This is a genomic window from Paraburkholderia sp. A3BS-1L (assembly GCF_051125215.1).
Lineage (GTDB): Bacteria > Pseudomonadota > Gammaproteobacteria > Burkholderiales > Burkholderiaceae > Paraburkholderia.
In genome coordinates, this window is sequence record NZ_CP120444.1 from 407,548 (window position 1) to 422,300 (window position 14,753).

9 protein-coding genes and 1 pseudogene are annotated in these 14,753 nt (G+C 59.7%); 2 read left to right on the plus strand and 8 right to left on the minus strand.

From position 1 onward, the window contains the following. Window positions 1–27: 27 nt before the first annotated feature. On the plus strand, window positions 28–1,125 hold the full coding sequence (locus P5W99_RS26990) for a TAXI family TRAP transporter solute-binding subunit (RefSeq protein ID WP_421027848.1): 1,098 nt from the start codon (window positions 28–30) through the stop codon (window positions 1,123–1,125). Between the two features lie 70 nt (window positions 1,126–1,195). On the opposite strand, the gene P5W99_RS26995 is transcribed toward P5W99_RS26990, so the two are convergent. Then, window positions 1,196–3,676: a DUF3772 domain-containing protein gene (locus P5W99_RS26995; protein ID WP_421027849.1), complete on the minus strand. Its 2,481-nt coding sequence runs from the start codon at window positions 3,674–3,676 to the stop codon at window positions 1,196–1,198. 200 nt (window positions 3,677–3,876) lie between these two features. Here P5W99_RS26995 and tssF point away from each other — a divergent pair, with 200 nt between their 5' ends. Then, complete coding sequence (gene tssF, locus P5W99_RS27000) at window positions 3,877–5,226, plus strand: type VI secretion system baseplate subunit TssF (RefSeq protein ID WP_434665223.1); 1,350 nt, start codon at window positions 3,877–3,879, stop codon at window positions 5,224–5,226. Here tssF and P5W99_RS27005 read toward each other — a convergent pair. The 7 genes and pseudogenes from P5W99_RS27005 to P5W99_RS27035 form a co-directional block, all read right to left on the minus strand. Further along, window positions 5,195–5,470, minus strand: a complete 276-nt coding sequence (locus tag P5W99_RS27005; protein WP_421027850.1) for a PAAR domain-containing protein — start codon at window positions 5,468–5,470, stop codon at window positions 5,195–5,197. The genes tssF and P5W99_RS27005 overlap by 32 nt on opposite strands. Before the next feature lie 64 nt (window positions 5,471–5,534). Beyond that, window positions 5,535–6,125 (minus strand): annotated as a pseudogene (locus tag P5W99_RS27010) (putative type VI secretion system effector); the annotation flags it as partial. A gap of 3 nt (window positions 6,126–6,128) precedes the next feature. Further along, window positions 6,129–7,181 carry an IS630 family transposase gene (locus P5W99_RS27015; RefSeq protein ID WP_434664674.1) on the minus strand — a complete coding sequence of 351 codons (1,053 nt, stop codon included), beginning with the start codon at window positions 7,179–7,181 and terminating at the stop codon, window positions 6,129–6,131. 206 nt (window positions 7,182–7,387) lie between these two features. Next, window positions 7,388–8,125 (minus strand): putative type VI secretion system effector, encoded by a 738-nt coding sequence (locus P5W99_RS27020; protein WP_421027851.1) that lies wholly within the window; start codon window positions 8,123–8,125, stop codon window positions 7,388–7,390. Next, a complete protein-coding gene (locus tag P5W99_RS27025) occupies window positions 8,125–10,968 on the minus strand; it encodes a T6SS effector BTH_I2691 family protein (RefSeq protein ID WP_434665227.1) in 2,844 nt (947 codons plus the stop codon). Before P5W99_RS27025 ends, P5W99_RS27020 begins: the two co-directional genes overlap by 1 nt. Before the next feature lie 45 nt (window positions 10,969–11,013). Next, the gene (locus P5W99_RS27030) at window positions 11,014–12,015 is read right to left on the minus strand and encodes a DUF4123 domain-containing protein (protein WP_434665230.1); all 1,002 of its coding nucleotides are present in this window, start codon (window positions 12,013–12,015) and stop codon (window positions 11,014–11,016) included. 5 nt (window positions 12,016–12,020) lie between these two features. After that, on the minus strand, window positions 12,021–14,558 hold the full coding sequence (locus P5W99_RS27035; protein ID WP_434665232.1) for a type VI secretion system Vgr family protein: 2,538 nt from the start codon (window positions 14,556–14,558) through the stop codon (window positions 12,021–12,023). Between the last annotated feature and the right edge of the window lie 195 nt (window positions 14,559–14,753).

The following is a 14,753-nucleotide window of genomic DNA, read 5'->3' on the forward strand; positions in this document are numbered from 1 at the left end:
CATCAGATTCCATGCGGGAGACAGACCATGCTGAAAACGACCCTGGCGGCCCTCGCGGGCGCGTTTGCCCTGTTTTTTTCCACCTTCGCCGCCAGCGCTACGGCAGACGCAGAAGCACACTATAAGATCGTGACGGGCCCGGAGCGAGGCACGTACATTCAGATCGGCCAGGACTTGTCAAAATGGGTCGCGCAACCCGCCGGCATCGACCTCGCCGTGATTCCCTCGAAAGGGTCGGCGGAAAACGTGCAGCGCATGCGGTTCGAACCGGGCGTAAAGCTCGCGCTCGTCCAATCGGACGTCTATCAGGCCTATGTCGATATGGCCAAATCGGGCAACGAAGAGGCCGGCACGACGATTCGCCCGTTGCGGCTCATCATGCCCCTCTACGACGAGGAAATTTATTTCGTTGTTAGAAACGACTCGCCGATGAAGACAATCAACGAAATCAAGGACAAGGTGATCAGCGTGGGCCTGATCGGCAGCGGAACCGCACAATCCGCAACGACACTGTACCGCCTCATGTTCGGCCAGCAGATTCCCGCGCAGAACGCACAGAATCTGAGCAACGAAGATGCCCTGGCCGCGCTGATCGTAAAGAAGATCGACGTTGCGATTGTCGTCGCGGGGCAACCCGCGAAGCTCTTCACCGATATGAACCCCGACTTGCTTCAGCAAATCCGCTTCCTGCGCGTCGACCCGAATGCCCCAGAAACGGCCCGTGCGAAGCAAACCTATTTTCCCGCGACCATTCATGCATCGAGCTACCCGAACTGGCTGAAAGAAGACGTACCGACATGGACGGTCAAGGCCTTTCTCGTGACGTATGACTACAATCTGCGCGACACGGTTGGCAACCTGAAACGATTTGCCGATTCGCTCTGCGAGAACTTCGGCAATCTGCAGAGCCAGGGCCACCCGAAATGGAAGCAGGTGAAGCTCGAACTGCCGGGCCTTGGCAAAGGGTGGCAATACTATCCGCCTGTCGAGCGGCGCCTGAGAGCGTGTATCGCGCATCGCGCCACGACGCAGGCCGCGATGCCGCCAGGCCCCACCGCCCAGCAGAAAATCACCGGTCGGCCGTGCTCGGACCAGGAGCGCCTGCTCCTGCTTTGTGGCAAATAATCGCCATTTGACCGTTTGAATTCAATCGTCTTGAACTCATGAATCATCAGCCGGCTTGCCTTATTGCGGTCTATGTCTGTGCCGAGTCCGGCGTCGGCCAGCTCTGCACCATCACCTTGTGCGGATTCACAAGCGTGATCCCGGCGGCCCGCAATTGCTTGAGGATGGCGAAGAGAAGATCGCTCTTGGTCTTGGCGGCGATGCGCGGGCTGCCGACATAACCCGTCACGCTGAGCGTGATGCCCTGGGGCGTGAGCTGGCTGAACAGGACCGATGGCGCGGGCTCGGTCAGCACATCGGGATGCTCGAGATAGACCTCGAGCAACAGGTCGCGCACCTGCTCCGGGTCGGTATCCAGCGGGAACGTCAAGACCAGCGTGGCGACGCCCTGGGTGCTGTCGCCCATGGTGACGTTGCGCACGTTCTGCGAAATCAGCTGCGAGTTGGGCACGATCATCGTCGAGCGGTCGAGCAGCTGGATTTCGGTCGCGCGCACGTTGATGCGGCGAATGTCGCCTTCCATGTCCGCGATGCTGATCCGGTCGCCCACCTTCACGGGCCGCTCGGTCAGCAGGATCAGGCCCGAGACGAAATTCTTCACGATCTCCTGCAGGCCGAAGCCGATACCGACCGAGAGCGCGCTCACGATCCACGCGAGGCTGTCCCAGCGCACGCCGAGCAGCGAGAACGTCATCAGCACCAGCAGCACATAGCCCACGTTCGTGAACAGCGTGATGAGCGACATGCGCATGCCGGGGTCCATGCCCAGCGCCGGCATGAATTCCTGGTCGAGCCAGCGGCGCACCGAGCGCAGCAGGTAAAAGCCGACCGCGAACCCGATCACGGCGTTCACGATATGCGCGGGCATGATATCGAGGCTCTTCAGCCGCTGCCCGCCAATGATGCCGATGAGGCTGTTGAGGAGATCTGCCGGCGTCGTGCCGAAGCCGCCCGTCAACAGCGCCACCACCGCGAGCAGCATCAGGACGCTCGTGCCGGCGCCCGAGAGCACGGCTTGCACCTGTTCGAGATGCTTGTCCTCGAGCCCGAGCAGATTCTTCAGTTGCTTGCCCGACGAGAAATTCGCGCTGAAGAGACTCGCGCAGATATCGCGGTTCAACTGCGTGAGCACGTAGATGCTGCACAGCACGATCTCGAACCATACGAGTTCGTAGGTAATGAAGCGCGCAACCGTGATGTAGCCGATCACCAGCGCGATCAGCGACGCAATGATCGCCAGCGCGGTGCCCGCGTGAATCAACCCCGCCACCGTCGAGTGCGATTCGGGCGCCTCGCCGGCCGCGGCCATCGCGGCGCGCACACGGTTCGCACGCAGCAGCGCCGCGCCAATGGTCAGCACCGTGACGAGCGAAACGAGGCCGCGGCCGAGCAGCGTGACCGAAAGGCTCGTGTCGACGATGCGGTTGATCGCCTCCACCGCACCGGCGACGAACAGTAGCATCGCGAGCGTGCTCGGAAACGGCCGCAGCGCACGCGCCACCGGATCGGCCAGCGCAGGCAGCCGCCACGACGGATGATTGGTGCACAACAGCGCGCGTCCTAGCCCCGAGATCAGCGCGCAAGTTAGCGTGAGCTTCGTGAATTCGCCCCACAGGTCGCTCAGCGCGGGGGTGAGATCGACGCGGCGCGCGAGCGCCAGATAGAGGACCTGCAGCGCAATGGACGTTGCCAGCAGCGTGGAAATGGCCATCGACAGTGCAAGCGCGCTGCGGCGCAGACGCGTCGGCGGCAAGCGGTGCAGACAGAACCATGCGAGCGCGCGCTGCACGAGCTTGCGCCCGCCGAGCCAGATCACGAGCGCGGCCATCAACAGCAGCGAAGTCAGGAAGCGCTGACCCGGCTCCCAGACCGAGCGCAACATCTCGCGCACCTGGGCGTCGAACGCGTCGAGACGCTGCCCGTCCTCGGGCGGCTGATGCAGGAGCGGCACCCAGAATTGCGCACTGAAAATGCCGCCCGAGCGCAGCGCGAGCTGGTTTTTCAGCAAGCCCCGGTGCAGCTTCGCGAACTGCGCGGACAGAATGTCGAGATTGCTTTTCTGGTCGTCGGCCAGCTTCAGCACGGCGTCGATCTGATCCTTGCGCGCGTTCAGGCTGGCGCGCTGGCGGGCCACCGCCTGGGTGCCGGGCGGCTCGCCCGGAGCAGGCGCCGGCCCTAGCACATCGAGTTGAGCCTGCACCTGGGCGCGCAGCGGCACGATCCGGCTGCGTAATTTGTCGACGTCGGTACTCAGTTGCTGGGTCGCGTCAGAAAGCGCATCGAGATCCTTGCTGCCGGTCGCGGTCGAGGTCTGTTGCTTGATGCTGTCCTGCTTGGCCTGCATCTGCTTGAGCAGCGCTTGCGCATCGGTCAGCGAAATGGAGGGCGACGTCGCGTCCACGCCGCTTGCGGTCGCGGCGGTTGCGATCGTGACAGCCGGAAACGCCAGCGCGGGCGCAACCAGGGCAAGCGACAAAAGCGGGGACAAAAGCGCGATCAGCGCAATTCGTGCAATTTGGCGCGCGAAAGCGGAAGGTCGGTGCAATACCATGGGAGCTTTCAAATATTACAGGGTAGTTCGCGTAGGGAATTATGCCTTGAGTGCCGTAAGCGCTACCGATTCGTGAACCGCCCCTAAATCGCGGAATCTCCATCGGACCATTTGCCCCTGCGCAAGTGGCGGGGACATATTGGTCTATCCGGCGATCAACTCCGTACCATGACGTCGGCACCACCGCCCTCTTTTGAACGATGGATTATCTGCTTTCGAACTACGAACGAGAACTTGGACTGCTGCGCCGGTCCATGGCGATTTTCGCGGCGCGCCATCCCACGATGGCCGCGCGCCTCGGCATCGTCGGCGACCACTCCGAGGACGTGCATATCGAGCGTCTCCTGCAGTCGTTCGCGCTACTGGCCGCGAACCTCGACAACCGGCTCGAATACCGTTATCCGGAGTTTACGGACGCGCTGCTCGGCATGGTGTATCCGCAGTACCTGCGGCCGCTTCCCGCGTGCGCGATTATCCGGTTCGACATCGCGGACACGTTCGACAAGACCAGCAAGCCCGCCACCACTCCACGCGGCACCGAAATCAGCAGCAAGACAACAGGCTATCGCTTCCGGACCGTCCACGACGTGACGCTTTCGCCCGTGCGTATATCGAATGCACGTTACACGCCAACTACGAGCACTATTCCGTCCGGCGTCGTGCTGCCCGCCGGCACGACCGGGATACTCTCCATCACCTTCGCGGTGATTCGCCCGGATTTTCGCATCGAGGACATCGCGGGTCCGTTGCGCATCTATGTTGATGGTCAGAGTGAAATCGTCAGCACGACGATGGATGCCATGATGCTGAATACAGTGGGATCCTTCGTTGAAAATGCCACGGGTCGCTGGACACAGTTGAATGCATCGCCGCTCGCAGCAGTTGGCTACGACGACACAGAAAAGCTGATCGATGAAGATACCTCTCAACCCGCCTTGCGTCTGCTGACCGAATATTTTGCGTTTCCGAAAAAATTCGATTTCGTCGACCTCGATTTCAAGGCGCTCACGCGCGCCGCAGGCTCCGGTCAGCATATGACGCTGCACCTCGCCATTCGTCGCGTTCATCCGGATTCGTGGCCTGCGCAACGATTGAAACACTTGTCCGCAGAAAATATCCAGCTCCATTGCACCCCCGTCGTCAATCTGTTCCGGCTTGCCTCGCTGCAGCTCAAGCGCGATCCGGTCAAGGGCGCATATCCAGTCCAAATGCCGAAAACGGTGGTAGCGGGCAGCGAAATCTGGTCGGTCAATGCCGTCCACGTGACAACGGGGAGAACGAGAAAAATGGCCATCCACCCATTCACTTCGCTCATGCACGGCAGCTCCGAAAAGCTCACGGGCCCTTACTGGATTCTTATGCAGGCCGAGAAAAACGCCGGCTCCGGGAAGACCGAAACTGCGATTGGCCTGGTCGGGCTCGACGGCAACTGGTCGTGCTTTCCGCGAATACGGGGGTGGAAATTCAGCGGTGTGTACCGAGGCCCGGTACGGCGCCGCTTGTTTGAAGGGGTGTTTTTCAGGCTACTGTACAGCCGGCGTTGGCGCTAGCTGTGACGTGATTCGCTTCGCACGGGCACTGGACCAGATCGCCATCCAGCACGCACGCCCGGCCGTTGTCTTGCGTGTCGGTGCCCGTGGCGCGGATTGGATGCTCGCCCGGGCAATTGCCGCACGTCGCCATTTCCTGATCCAGCGCGATGCGTCTGTTGCCGTCGTACAAGCTGGAGGTTGTTGCGATGACGTGGCCGCCGGTGGTGGTGGGGTCGCCGTTGCAGATCAGGGATTTGGTCATGGGAGATTTCGTGGGTGGATGATTCCGCCGTTTGAACGGCGATTCAGGGTCGATATCGGAAATGTTAGTAGCGGAAATACAGGACGCTGAGCGCACCCGGATCTCCGGGTTTCTTTCCCTTCTTGGTAATTGCGGGAAGATCGATACTCTTGGGATTCTTCCAGCCGAATCCATCAAAGATTCCCTCGGCAAGGCGGACGAAACCCATCATTTTTCGTGAGACACGGTACGTAATGAAGGCATACATTACTGCCGATCCCAGAGTTCCAAGTGCACAGCTTATAAGCAAATTTTCAATTGGCACTCCACCTTTGAAGATCGCGAAGCAGGCCAGTATGAAATAAATCACAATCATCGCCACGGCAAAGAATATGCCTCCCCACTTAAATGACGCCCGATAGTGCGCAAAGCGACCTCGGCTACAGTGTGGATGAAGCGCCACAATCCTGTTCGAAATTCTTCGAATACCGAACACATGCCAAGTGTCGCCCCAACGCTCGGCAACGACCTCTACCTCGTCGTCCTCCGCAAACACCGACCACCAGACCCACGCCTTGATTGGCTTACCATCAAGTTCAAACTCGAGTAAATCGGCCTCTTAGGTGGTGTCCATCGCCATGCCGCTCAGCCCAACGCCGACGCCCGCTAGTCCGCTGCGTCATTGAATTGGCACCACTCGAATCCGACGCGAAGGATCGTCATATTTCCACTTGATCGGCTTCGGGTTCTTGTTGTGCTCGCGAATGTAATGCATCAGTTTGCGATCCAGATCCTTCACCGAAGTGAAGATGCCGCGCGCGATAACATCGCGCTGGATGCGCGAGAACCAGTTCTCCACCTGGTTGAGCCACGACGAGTAGGTCGGCGTGAAGTGCAGGCGCACGTTGCGATGCGCATCGAGGAACTCGGCGACCCGATGCGTCTTATGGCTGCTGACGTTGTCGCAGATAACATGGATTTCGCGGCGTTTGGGCTGGCTGGCGACGACGTCGGTCAGGAAGGCCACGAACTGTTCGCTGGTGTGGCGTGCTGCCGTTTTGCCCAACACCTCGCCGGTGGCGGTGTTGAATGCCGCGAACAGACTGAGCGTGCCGTTGCGCTTGTACTCGAAGCCGTGGCTCTCGGCACGCCCCGGTGACAGCGGCAGCATCCGGTCCTTGCGGTCGAGCGCCTGGATCGCGGTCTTCTCGTCCACGCAGAACACCGCTGCGTGCGCCGGTGGGTTCAGGTACAGCCCGATCACGTCGGCCGCCTTGGCCTCGAAATCCGGGTCGTTGGAGACCATGTGCCGCCCCAGCTGCGGCGGTTTGATGCCGTGCTTGCGCCAGATGCGCTGCACGGTCGAGACCGACACGTCGCTGAGTTCTGCCGCGAGTTTGTAGCTGCTCCAGTGTGTCGAACCGTCGGCAGGCCTGTGTTTGAGGGTTCGGTTGAGCACCCGCGCTTCCAGTCTCGCGGGAGGCTGCCTGGGCGCACGCCCGGGGTGCCGGGCATACATGCCGGCCAGCCGCTCACTGAGGAATCGCGCCGACCAGCGCGCGATGAAGCGAGAATCACAACCGAGTGTGCGCATGATGCTGTCACGCGACTCGCCGTCCTCGAGCATCAGGATCAACTTCGCGCGTCGCACGTCCGCCGCACGCACCGTCCGGCTACGCGCCGCCGACAGCAGTTGCTCCCGCTCAATATCTGTCAGATTCATTTTTCCCATGACCTAGATCTGAACACAGACGGGGTGCTAATTCAATGACGCAATCGACTAGCCCGGCCAAGCTTGCCGCGACGGCGGTCGCTCCCATCCTGGCTCGATCAGCATCGCCGAAAAAGAAATCCTGACTGCAACGCGTCTTGCGCAGATTGTGGATGCGTCCGCGAAACAACTGTCCGAGTGGAGAACCGGTTTCCATCAGCGTAGACTCAGTAGCGAAAATACAGCACGCCCAGCGCACCCGGATCTCCGGGTTTCTTTCCCTTCTTTGTAATTGCGGGAAGATCGATACTCTTAGGGTTTTTCCAACCGAATCCCTCAAATATCCCTTCGGCCAGGAGAACGAAGCCCATCATTTTTCGTGAAACACGATAGATGATAAAGGCAAAAACTGTCGCGGAAACTAAACTTGATATAACACAACCTACAATCAAATTCTCGATTGGGACCCCACCTTTGAAAATTGCGAAGCAGGCCATCACGAAATATGCCGCGATCAACAGTGATGCAAAGAAGACGCCGCCCCACTTGAACGAAGCCCGGTAGTGAGCAAAGCGACCTCGACTGCAGTGTGGATGGAGTGCTACGATTTTGTCGGCGATTCGTCGAATACCGAATGCTTGCCACGTTTCGCCCCAGCGTTCAGCAACAAGTTCCACTTCATCGCCTTCTGAGAATACCGAACACCATACCCACCCCTTGACTGGCTCACCGCCAAGATCGAACTCCAGCAGATCTGCCTCCTCGGTGGTATCCATTGCCATGCCGCTTAGCCCTACGGCTACGCCACCCAAGCCGGCCAAGCCCGCCGCGACCGCCGTCGCGCCCATCCTGGCACGATCCGCATCATTAAAAAAGAAGTCCTGACTGCGACGCGTCTTTCGAAGATTGTCAATGCGCCCGCGAAGCAGGACCGTAGAAGGTGGCTGCACAGTGCTCGTCGTCATTACATGCCCTCACTGGTCTTCAAGCCGACAGCGGCCAAAGCCTTTTCAAATTCCTCATGCTGTTTATCCGCTGCCCAGGACGGACTCTCCGGATATCTGCCAAACGAGCACTTCTCAAACCATGCTTGTAGTTCATTGTCCGAAAAATATGCAATCAACACCTGCAATACAACAAGTGCTACAGCAACTTCCCAACCTGCGAGGAACAAAACCACCCGACCAATCAACAATAATGCAGCACGTTCTCCGACAACTACACCAGCTTCTTCAGCGACTGTGCCGACTGCAATTCTTCCGACAGCGTTTGCCGCTCGTTGCCGTGCAAGCCATCCCCCTGTTTCATCGGCAGCCAGCGCACTCGATCGAGCGGTTGCTCCGGCAATACCTGCTTGAACTTTACCAATAAAGACAACACCTCGCGCACCGGTAATCCGCGCAACCAACGGAGCAGATGAGGTCAACGCCGTAAGGAAATTTGCGGCCGTTACCCCAAATCCGAGCAAACCTTTAAGAAAGTATCCGGCCATGACGGGGTACGCACCTTTCCCGGCACTTTCGAATGCCTTCCCAAAATCCACCACAGCACCAATCAATGACGAAGCACCACCAAAATACCCCGTAATCGCCTTCAAATTAGTCAGCGTGCGCCCGGCATCCTTCCCAAGCCCCGCCATCAATTTGCTCGACGCCTGCAAACACGCCGACATCGACGAGAATCCGCCTGCCACCAGCATCGCGTAATCCTCGCCCTTCTTGTTTGCTTTCGCGAGATTGCAACCGAAGCCCAACAGTTCGATCACCGCAAGCGTTCCGCCTATCCTTACCCCGAGGTTGATCGCCTTGCCTTCCTCGGTAAGCTTGACCGCCGCCCATTTCGCACGATAAAGCTGGCCGCCTTCGTCCTCTGCAAGCGACTGCACCGTTCTCACGAAAGCGTCCTTCGCCGCAATGCCCTGGCTTCTGAGTGCCCGGTATCCCTGATCAAGCTTCAAACGCAATGCGGGCTCGACTTTAAACCCTTGTTTGACGAGGTCGATCGTATCCTGCTTGCTGATACCCACACGCATCATGAGTGCGCCACGGATCATGAACGTGCCCGCGCAATCTCCTAAAACGCCCAACCCCGTCCATTTGAAAAGCGCGTTGCCCACCGTGATGATGAGACCGTCACCGTGGATATTCTTCAAATACTTCTCCGATACGGAAACAGGGTTTTCATGTTCGTGGACTTCGCTCATCTTTTCCCGGAACTCAACGAACGTTTTCAGATTCTCCAGTACCTTGCTGATCTTCTCGATGACCTCGCCGGTCGCATCCGGCTTCGTGGTCTTGTTTGCAATAGCCTGCGCCAGAAGCGCCTTGATCTCCGCTTTCGGATGCTTCTGGTTATAGGCAAAGGCGCGCCAAACGAGACTGGCGGGCTGCGTCGGGTCCATGTTATTCACCAGGTCGTAGACAATGGCCTCGCCATGCTCCTCCGAAGGCAAACCGCTGATTGCCTGAATGATGACCTTTTCAAATTCGCGACCATCGCCAGCGTTTTCTTCGTGATAGTCGTGCAACGTCGTGATGAAGGTAGGCGCCTTCAGCCACGCCTCCACATCGGGGGCGCGTTTGGCCTGAATCGCGGTGACCGCATCCTGCATCGACTTGAACCAGGGCCGAAAATCCCTGAGCTTTTTCAGCGCCAGCTTGTCTTCGTATTTCGGCCACTCGGCATCGCCAATTTTCCTGGCTTCCTCCGGGCTGATCACGCCGGCATCCTGTATCCGCTTCGCCGAAGCCGCCTCCTGCTGCGGAGTCAGCATAGGGAAGCTCGGGATGCCATCCATCGCCCCCGGGTTGTTCATCATATTTTCCCAGCCGGCCTGCATGCCGGAGCGCAAGCGGCTCTTGAACGCCACCGCCCCATTGCGCACAGCGGCTTCGGCCGCATCGATCGACTGCATTGCGTCGATCTGCACAGCCCGCTCATTGACATACAAGGCCAGCATGCTGCCGGCATCGTTGCGGAAGTCGTTGAGTTCGTGAACGTTGCCTACGCCGTCCCACAAGGCCAGCATCATCGGCGGATGATGCTGATCTTTTCCAGTCGAGCCGATCTGGTTCATCAGCTTGACCAGCGACTCGCTCGATGAAAGCGGCGACGCCTGGCGGATGTGCAGCGGGTAACGCGTCGATTCGCGCGCCATCAGCGCCGGTTTGTACGCGCCGCTTTTATCCGTCAACGGCTCGTCTTTCGGCACGAGCAGTTTGGGATCGAGACCCGGCATATATTCGATGATGCTGTCGATACTCTGCTGAGTCGCAACAGTAGCGTGCTTTTGCGGATCCGTGGGATCCTTGAGCCACTTGGACGGCTCGATCCACTGCATACGTTTCTTGAGCAGCGCTTGGTCCGACTCGTACTGCTTGAAGGTGTCTTCGATCCACGCATGCTCGGAGAACGCAATGTAGACGCGATCGGTGCATTTCTCTGGATGCTCGATCGCAATGACATCCATTGGCACAGCAATCGCGCATTGAGCACATGCAGGATGCGTGGTGGGTGTCGCAGGCAAGGGACGCGACTGTTTCCACAGACGTCCGTCCTCGGTCACCTTGTACACCTCCCAACGACCGGGACCTCTCGCACTCGCGACATAGTAGAGATAAAGCCAACCGTCCCGAAGCGTGCGCAACCCATATCGGTGCGTAGTCAACGGGACATCCGTGACACCCGCGCCCGTAATTCCCTCGGGCAGTTTTGCGGGAACGGTATGTGGCAGGACGGTGTAGCGAACAGGCAAGATCGCCAAGCCGGTCTTCTTGCAGTTCACGCAATCTTGTTGGGTCATAGCCATTTCTATTCTTCGCACTGTGCACTGTGTATAGGTCGCAAACCAGATTCACCCGATCCGCGACGAGGCTTTCATCGTGTCGTACCACGCGCCGCGTCGAATTTCCTCGATTGCATCGGGCTGAAGCGCATCGATGGCCGCCGTGTAGTAATCGCCTGGCTGCATCTGCTGCAACGCATCCGCAACCCTGGAATGCCGATCGAACTGCGGATGCCACTCGAGCGCATGCCCGATGAACGCAATCTGATCCTCACGGTCATGCAAGCCGTGCTGCTGCGCGCGCGCCGCAGCAGCAACTGCCGCGTCGACTTCCGCCGGCTCAGGCTGACGGCCGTTCGCCAGCGCGTGCAGCGCAAGCGCCCGGTTGATCAAGCCATGCCGGTGAACGTCCGGCCATTGCACCCTTTGAATTGAAAGACTCCGCCTCGATTGCCCCATGCCGCTATAGGCATGCGGCTTCGCGCAGGCATCGAGTGCATGCCAGACCTTGACCGGCCCCAGCAGGGCTTGCTGCTGAGATTCGGTCAGAATCTGCCAGATCAGGCTGAGCGCACGCGCGTCGTAGAAGCGCAGTGCGCAAGCGCGTCCTTGCTCGTCGTACTGCAGCGCCTGGCCGGACCAATGTGCCGCCACTTCGTCGAGCGTGGCCTCGCTTGCCAGCCACCCGCCAATGCACTGCCCCTGGCCCTGGGCCATCGATGCGGGGCGCCGGTCTTCAAAGGCGAGCCGCACGCTCGCATCGAGAAGCGCCCTTCCTTCGCGCGTATCGAGGTCCATTTCGACCAGATATGGCCGATGGGCTTCCGGAAACGCCTCGTGGTCGATCTGCACGAACGTCCGCGGCAATCCCGCCATGGCATCGGCCCCGTCCATTTCGGCGAAATCGCGCTGGCTCGGGTCCACGGCCAGAATGCAGCGCATCGCGGGATGCTTGCTGAAATACGCGCGTAGCATGTCGACCGCCCTCTCGATTGCCGCCGCCTCCCGAGCTTGCGGCGACTCGATCGCGCCTTCCTGCGGTCCTGCGCCGTGAATGCCTGTCTGTTCCATCGTCCTTACTCCAACACGACACTCGAAGCACTATCGGCGGCAGCGGAGGCCGTCTTCCATGCGCAACCGTTCGGCACGCTCTGAAGCGACGCCGGCAACCTCATCGCCGATGCCTCCAGCTTGCTCCACGACGCGCCCTTCTCCAGGATCTGTCCACTCGTCCCGTTCTCGATCGACTCCCCCGTGATCTTGATGTACGAGCCTCCCGCACCGATCCAGATTTCCTTGTCCGCCGAAATCACGACCTTGCCATCCGTGCTCGTGATCGTTATATCGTTGAGCGCCCCAAGTTTCATCTCATCGCTTTTCGCCTGAATCTCGACCTTCCCTTTCGCCGCAAAAAGCTTGATCCCCGCGTTTTGCGCGAACAGGCTGATCTTTTCCATCACACTGGCGATCAGCGACTTGCCGGCGGCCACATGCGTGCTCTTGCCGCTGACGATGTTGACGTGCTGGTTCGCCGTGACCTGCGCCGATTCCTGCGTCGAGAGCCCCACGCCGGCCGGGCTCGCCATCAGCATGATCGGCGTGGAAAATCCGTTGGCGTTGCCCATGCCGCCACCGCCCGTATTGCCGCCACTGCCTGCGCTGCTGCCACTCACGCTGTACTGCGTGGCGTCGGTGAATTTTTTCAGCGCGTCCTGTCCGTCCTGCAGACTCTCGGCCTGGTTCGACGCGCTCGCATGCGACGCCAGTTCCGCCACGCTTTCGGCGCTTGCCAACTGCTCGCTCGCAGCCGCCACGTTCATCGGCTGTGCGACAGTCGCTGGGTGAGTCGACACGTACAGGCCCTGGCCGGCACGGACGGCGCCGTACCCTTCCGACTTGAGGTCGAAGCCGCTGCCGAGAAAAACGCCGCGCGTATTGCCGGTGTGCTGGATCAGATAACCCAGATGCAGGTGCGACTGGTAGCTGCTCGAATAAAGATGAACACGGTTCTGCTGTGTCGAGTCGTCCATGACGAGCTGGTTGTAGCCCGTGCCCCCGTACTCGCGCGAGCGGTAACCGGACAGCAGGCCGTTCGAATGCCACACGGGTTGCGTCGCGCCGCCGTAAAGTCTGGCGATGATGACAGGCCTGTCACAATCCCCTTCCATGAAACCGACCAGAACCTCATCGCCCTTTCTGAGCGGCTGCACGCCGCCGCGGTTGGCTCCCGCATCCGGGAATGTCGTGCGCACCCAGCACGACGCGCGTTCGTCCTGGCCGTTGCGCCGGTTCCACGGAAACCAGACCTTCGCGCGGTTCAGCTCGTCGGTATAGACTTCCGCGCCGCCCGGTACGGAAACGATGCCGTTTTGCAACTGCATCACCGGCTTGTTGTGCTCGAACGGGCTGCGGAACGGCACGTTGCGCGGCAGCGCCTCGACCGTCACCTGAAAGAGGCCTTCGCTGCCGTCGGCATGGTGCACCGTCGCGCCGGTCCTTGCGTCCGCAATTTCCCGCGCCAATCCGTCCGGGAAATCCGCCACGCCGTCCAGACCCGGCAAATTGTTGCGGATGAGCCAGTCGACCCCCAGTAGCACGAATTCGCGATCCGCCTTGCTGCCCTTGTCGTGCACCGGATGCCCCCGCAGTTCGAAGCGCCGCCCCGGCATCGCGCAGCGCAATGCGCCCGAGCCGTGAAAGCGCTTCATCCGCGACATGCGTTCTTCCAGCCTGATCAACGCGCGGCGGTCGCCCTGCTCCTGGTTCGACCACATGTACGCACCCGGATAATCGTAGATCTCGCCATCGGTCGGCAGCTCGCTTCCGCTCTCTGTGGTGACGCCCTGAACCTGCCTTGGCAGATCGGGCCGCTTGTAGTCGAACGAACGCGACGTCAACTGCGCGCTCTCGATCTGCCGCTGTTCCTGCCACTGCGTGAAGCCGTCCAGTTCGTCGCCAATGCCCATGCGGCCGAACTGCACCACGGCTTGCCTGAGCTCAGGGAGAAAATACGAATCGTCCGTGACGACCATCGTGTGCGAGCGCCCGTCATCGGCGTGTTCGAAGTACGGAAATATTCCGACTTCTTCCATGCTGCGATAGACGAAATTCAGGTCGAATTCCCACTGCACGCGGTTCGAATACGAGGGGAGCGGCTTATACAGGTCGAAGCGGAATGCGCCGTGCGCCTGCGGGTGCTCGTTATAGACATCCGTGAGAATCTGCTCGCCGTTCTGCTCCTGCCAGTCGCGCATGTCGCGGCGCAGGCGCAGAAAGTACAACCACGACGAGAAGCGGAGCTGGTAAAAAGTGAGCGGCCCGTCCGCCCCCAGCCGGCTGAAGCGGTGAACGTAGCCATGGATCGGCATATACGATCCGTCCATCTGCTGGATCCGCAACGTGATGGGTTTTCCGATCAGCGCATTCAGATCGATCTGGTCGCCGCGCGACGATACCGCATCGATCACATATTCATAATCGCGGCCCAATCTGGCCGTGCCTTTCACGTGAAGCGGCAATAGCCAGTTTGTGCCGAGCGGAGAATCGAGCTTGATCAGGCGGTTATATTGCGAATCGCGCTGGCTGAGCGCGTTATATAGCGTGGTGTATTCCATGCCGCTTTCCCTTGATTGGCATCCGTCATAGTTTCTGCCAGCCGGCGATTATAAATGCCCAATTGGTCAACAAGCGCAATGAATACAAGGATTTTTGGTTTTTTGACAAAATGGCAGGCATTTTTACCGATAATCGAGAAAATCAGTGTTCTTTAGAGAAAATAATCCCGCATCCGGAATATGCCAGGTGCATTG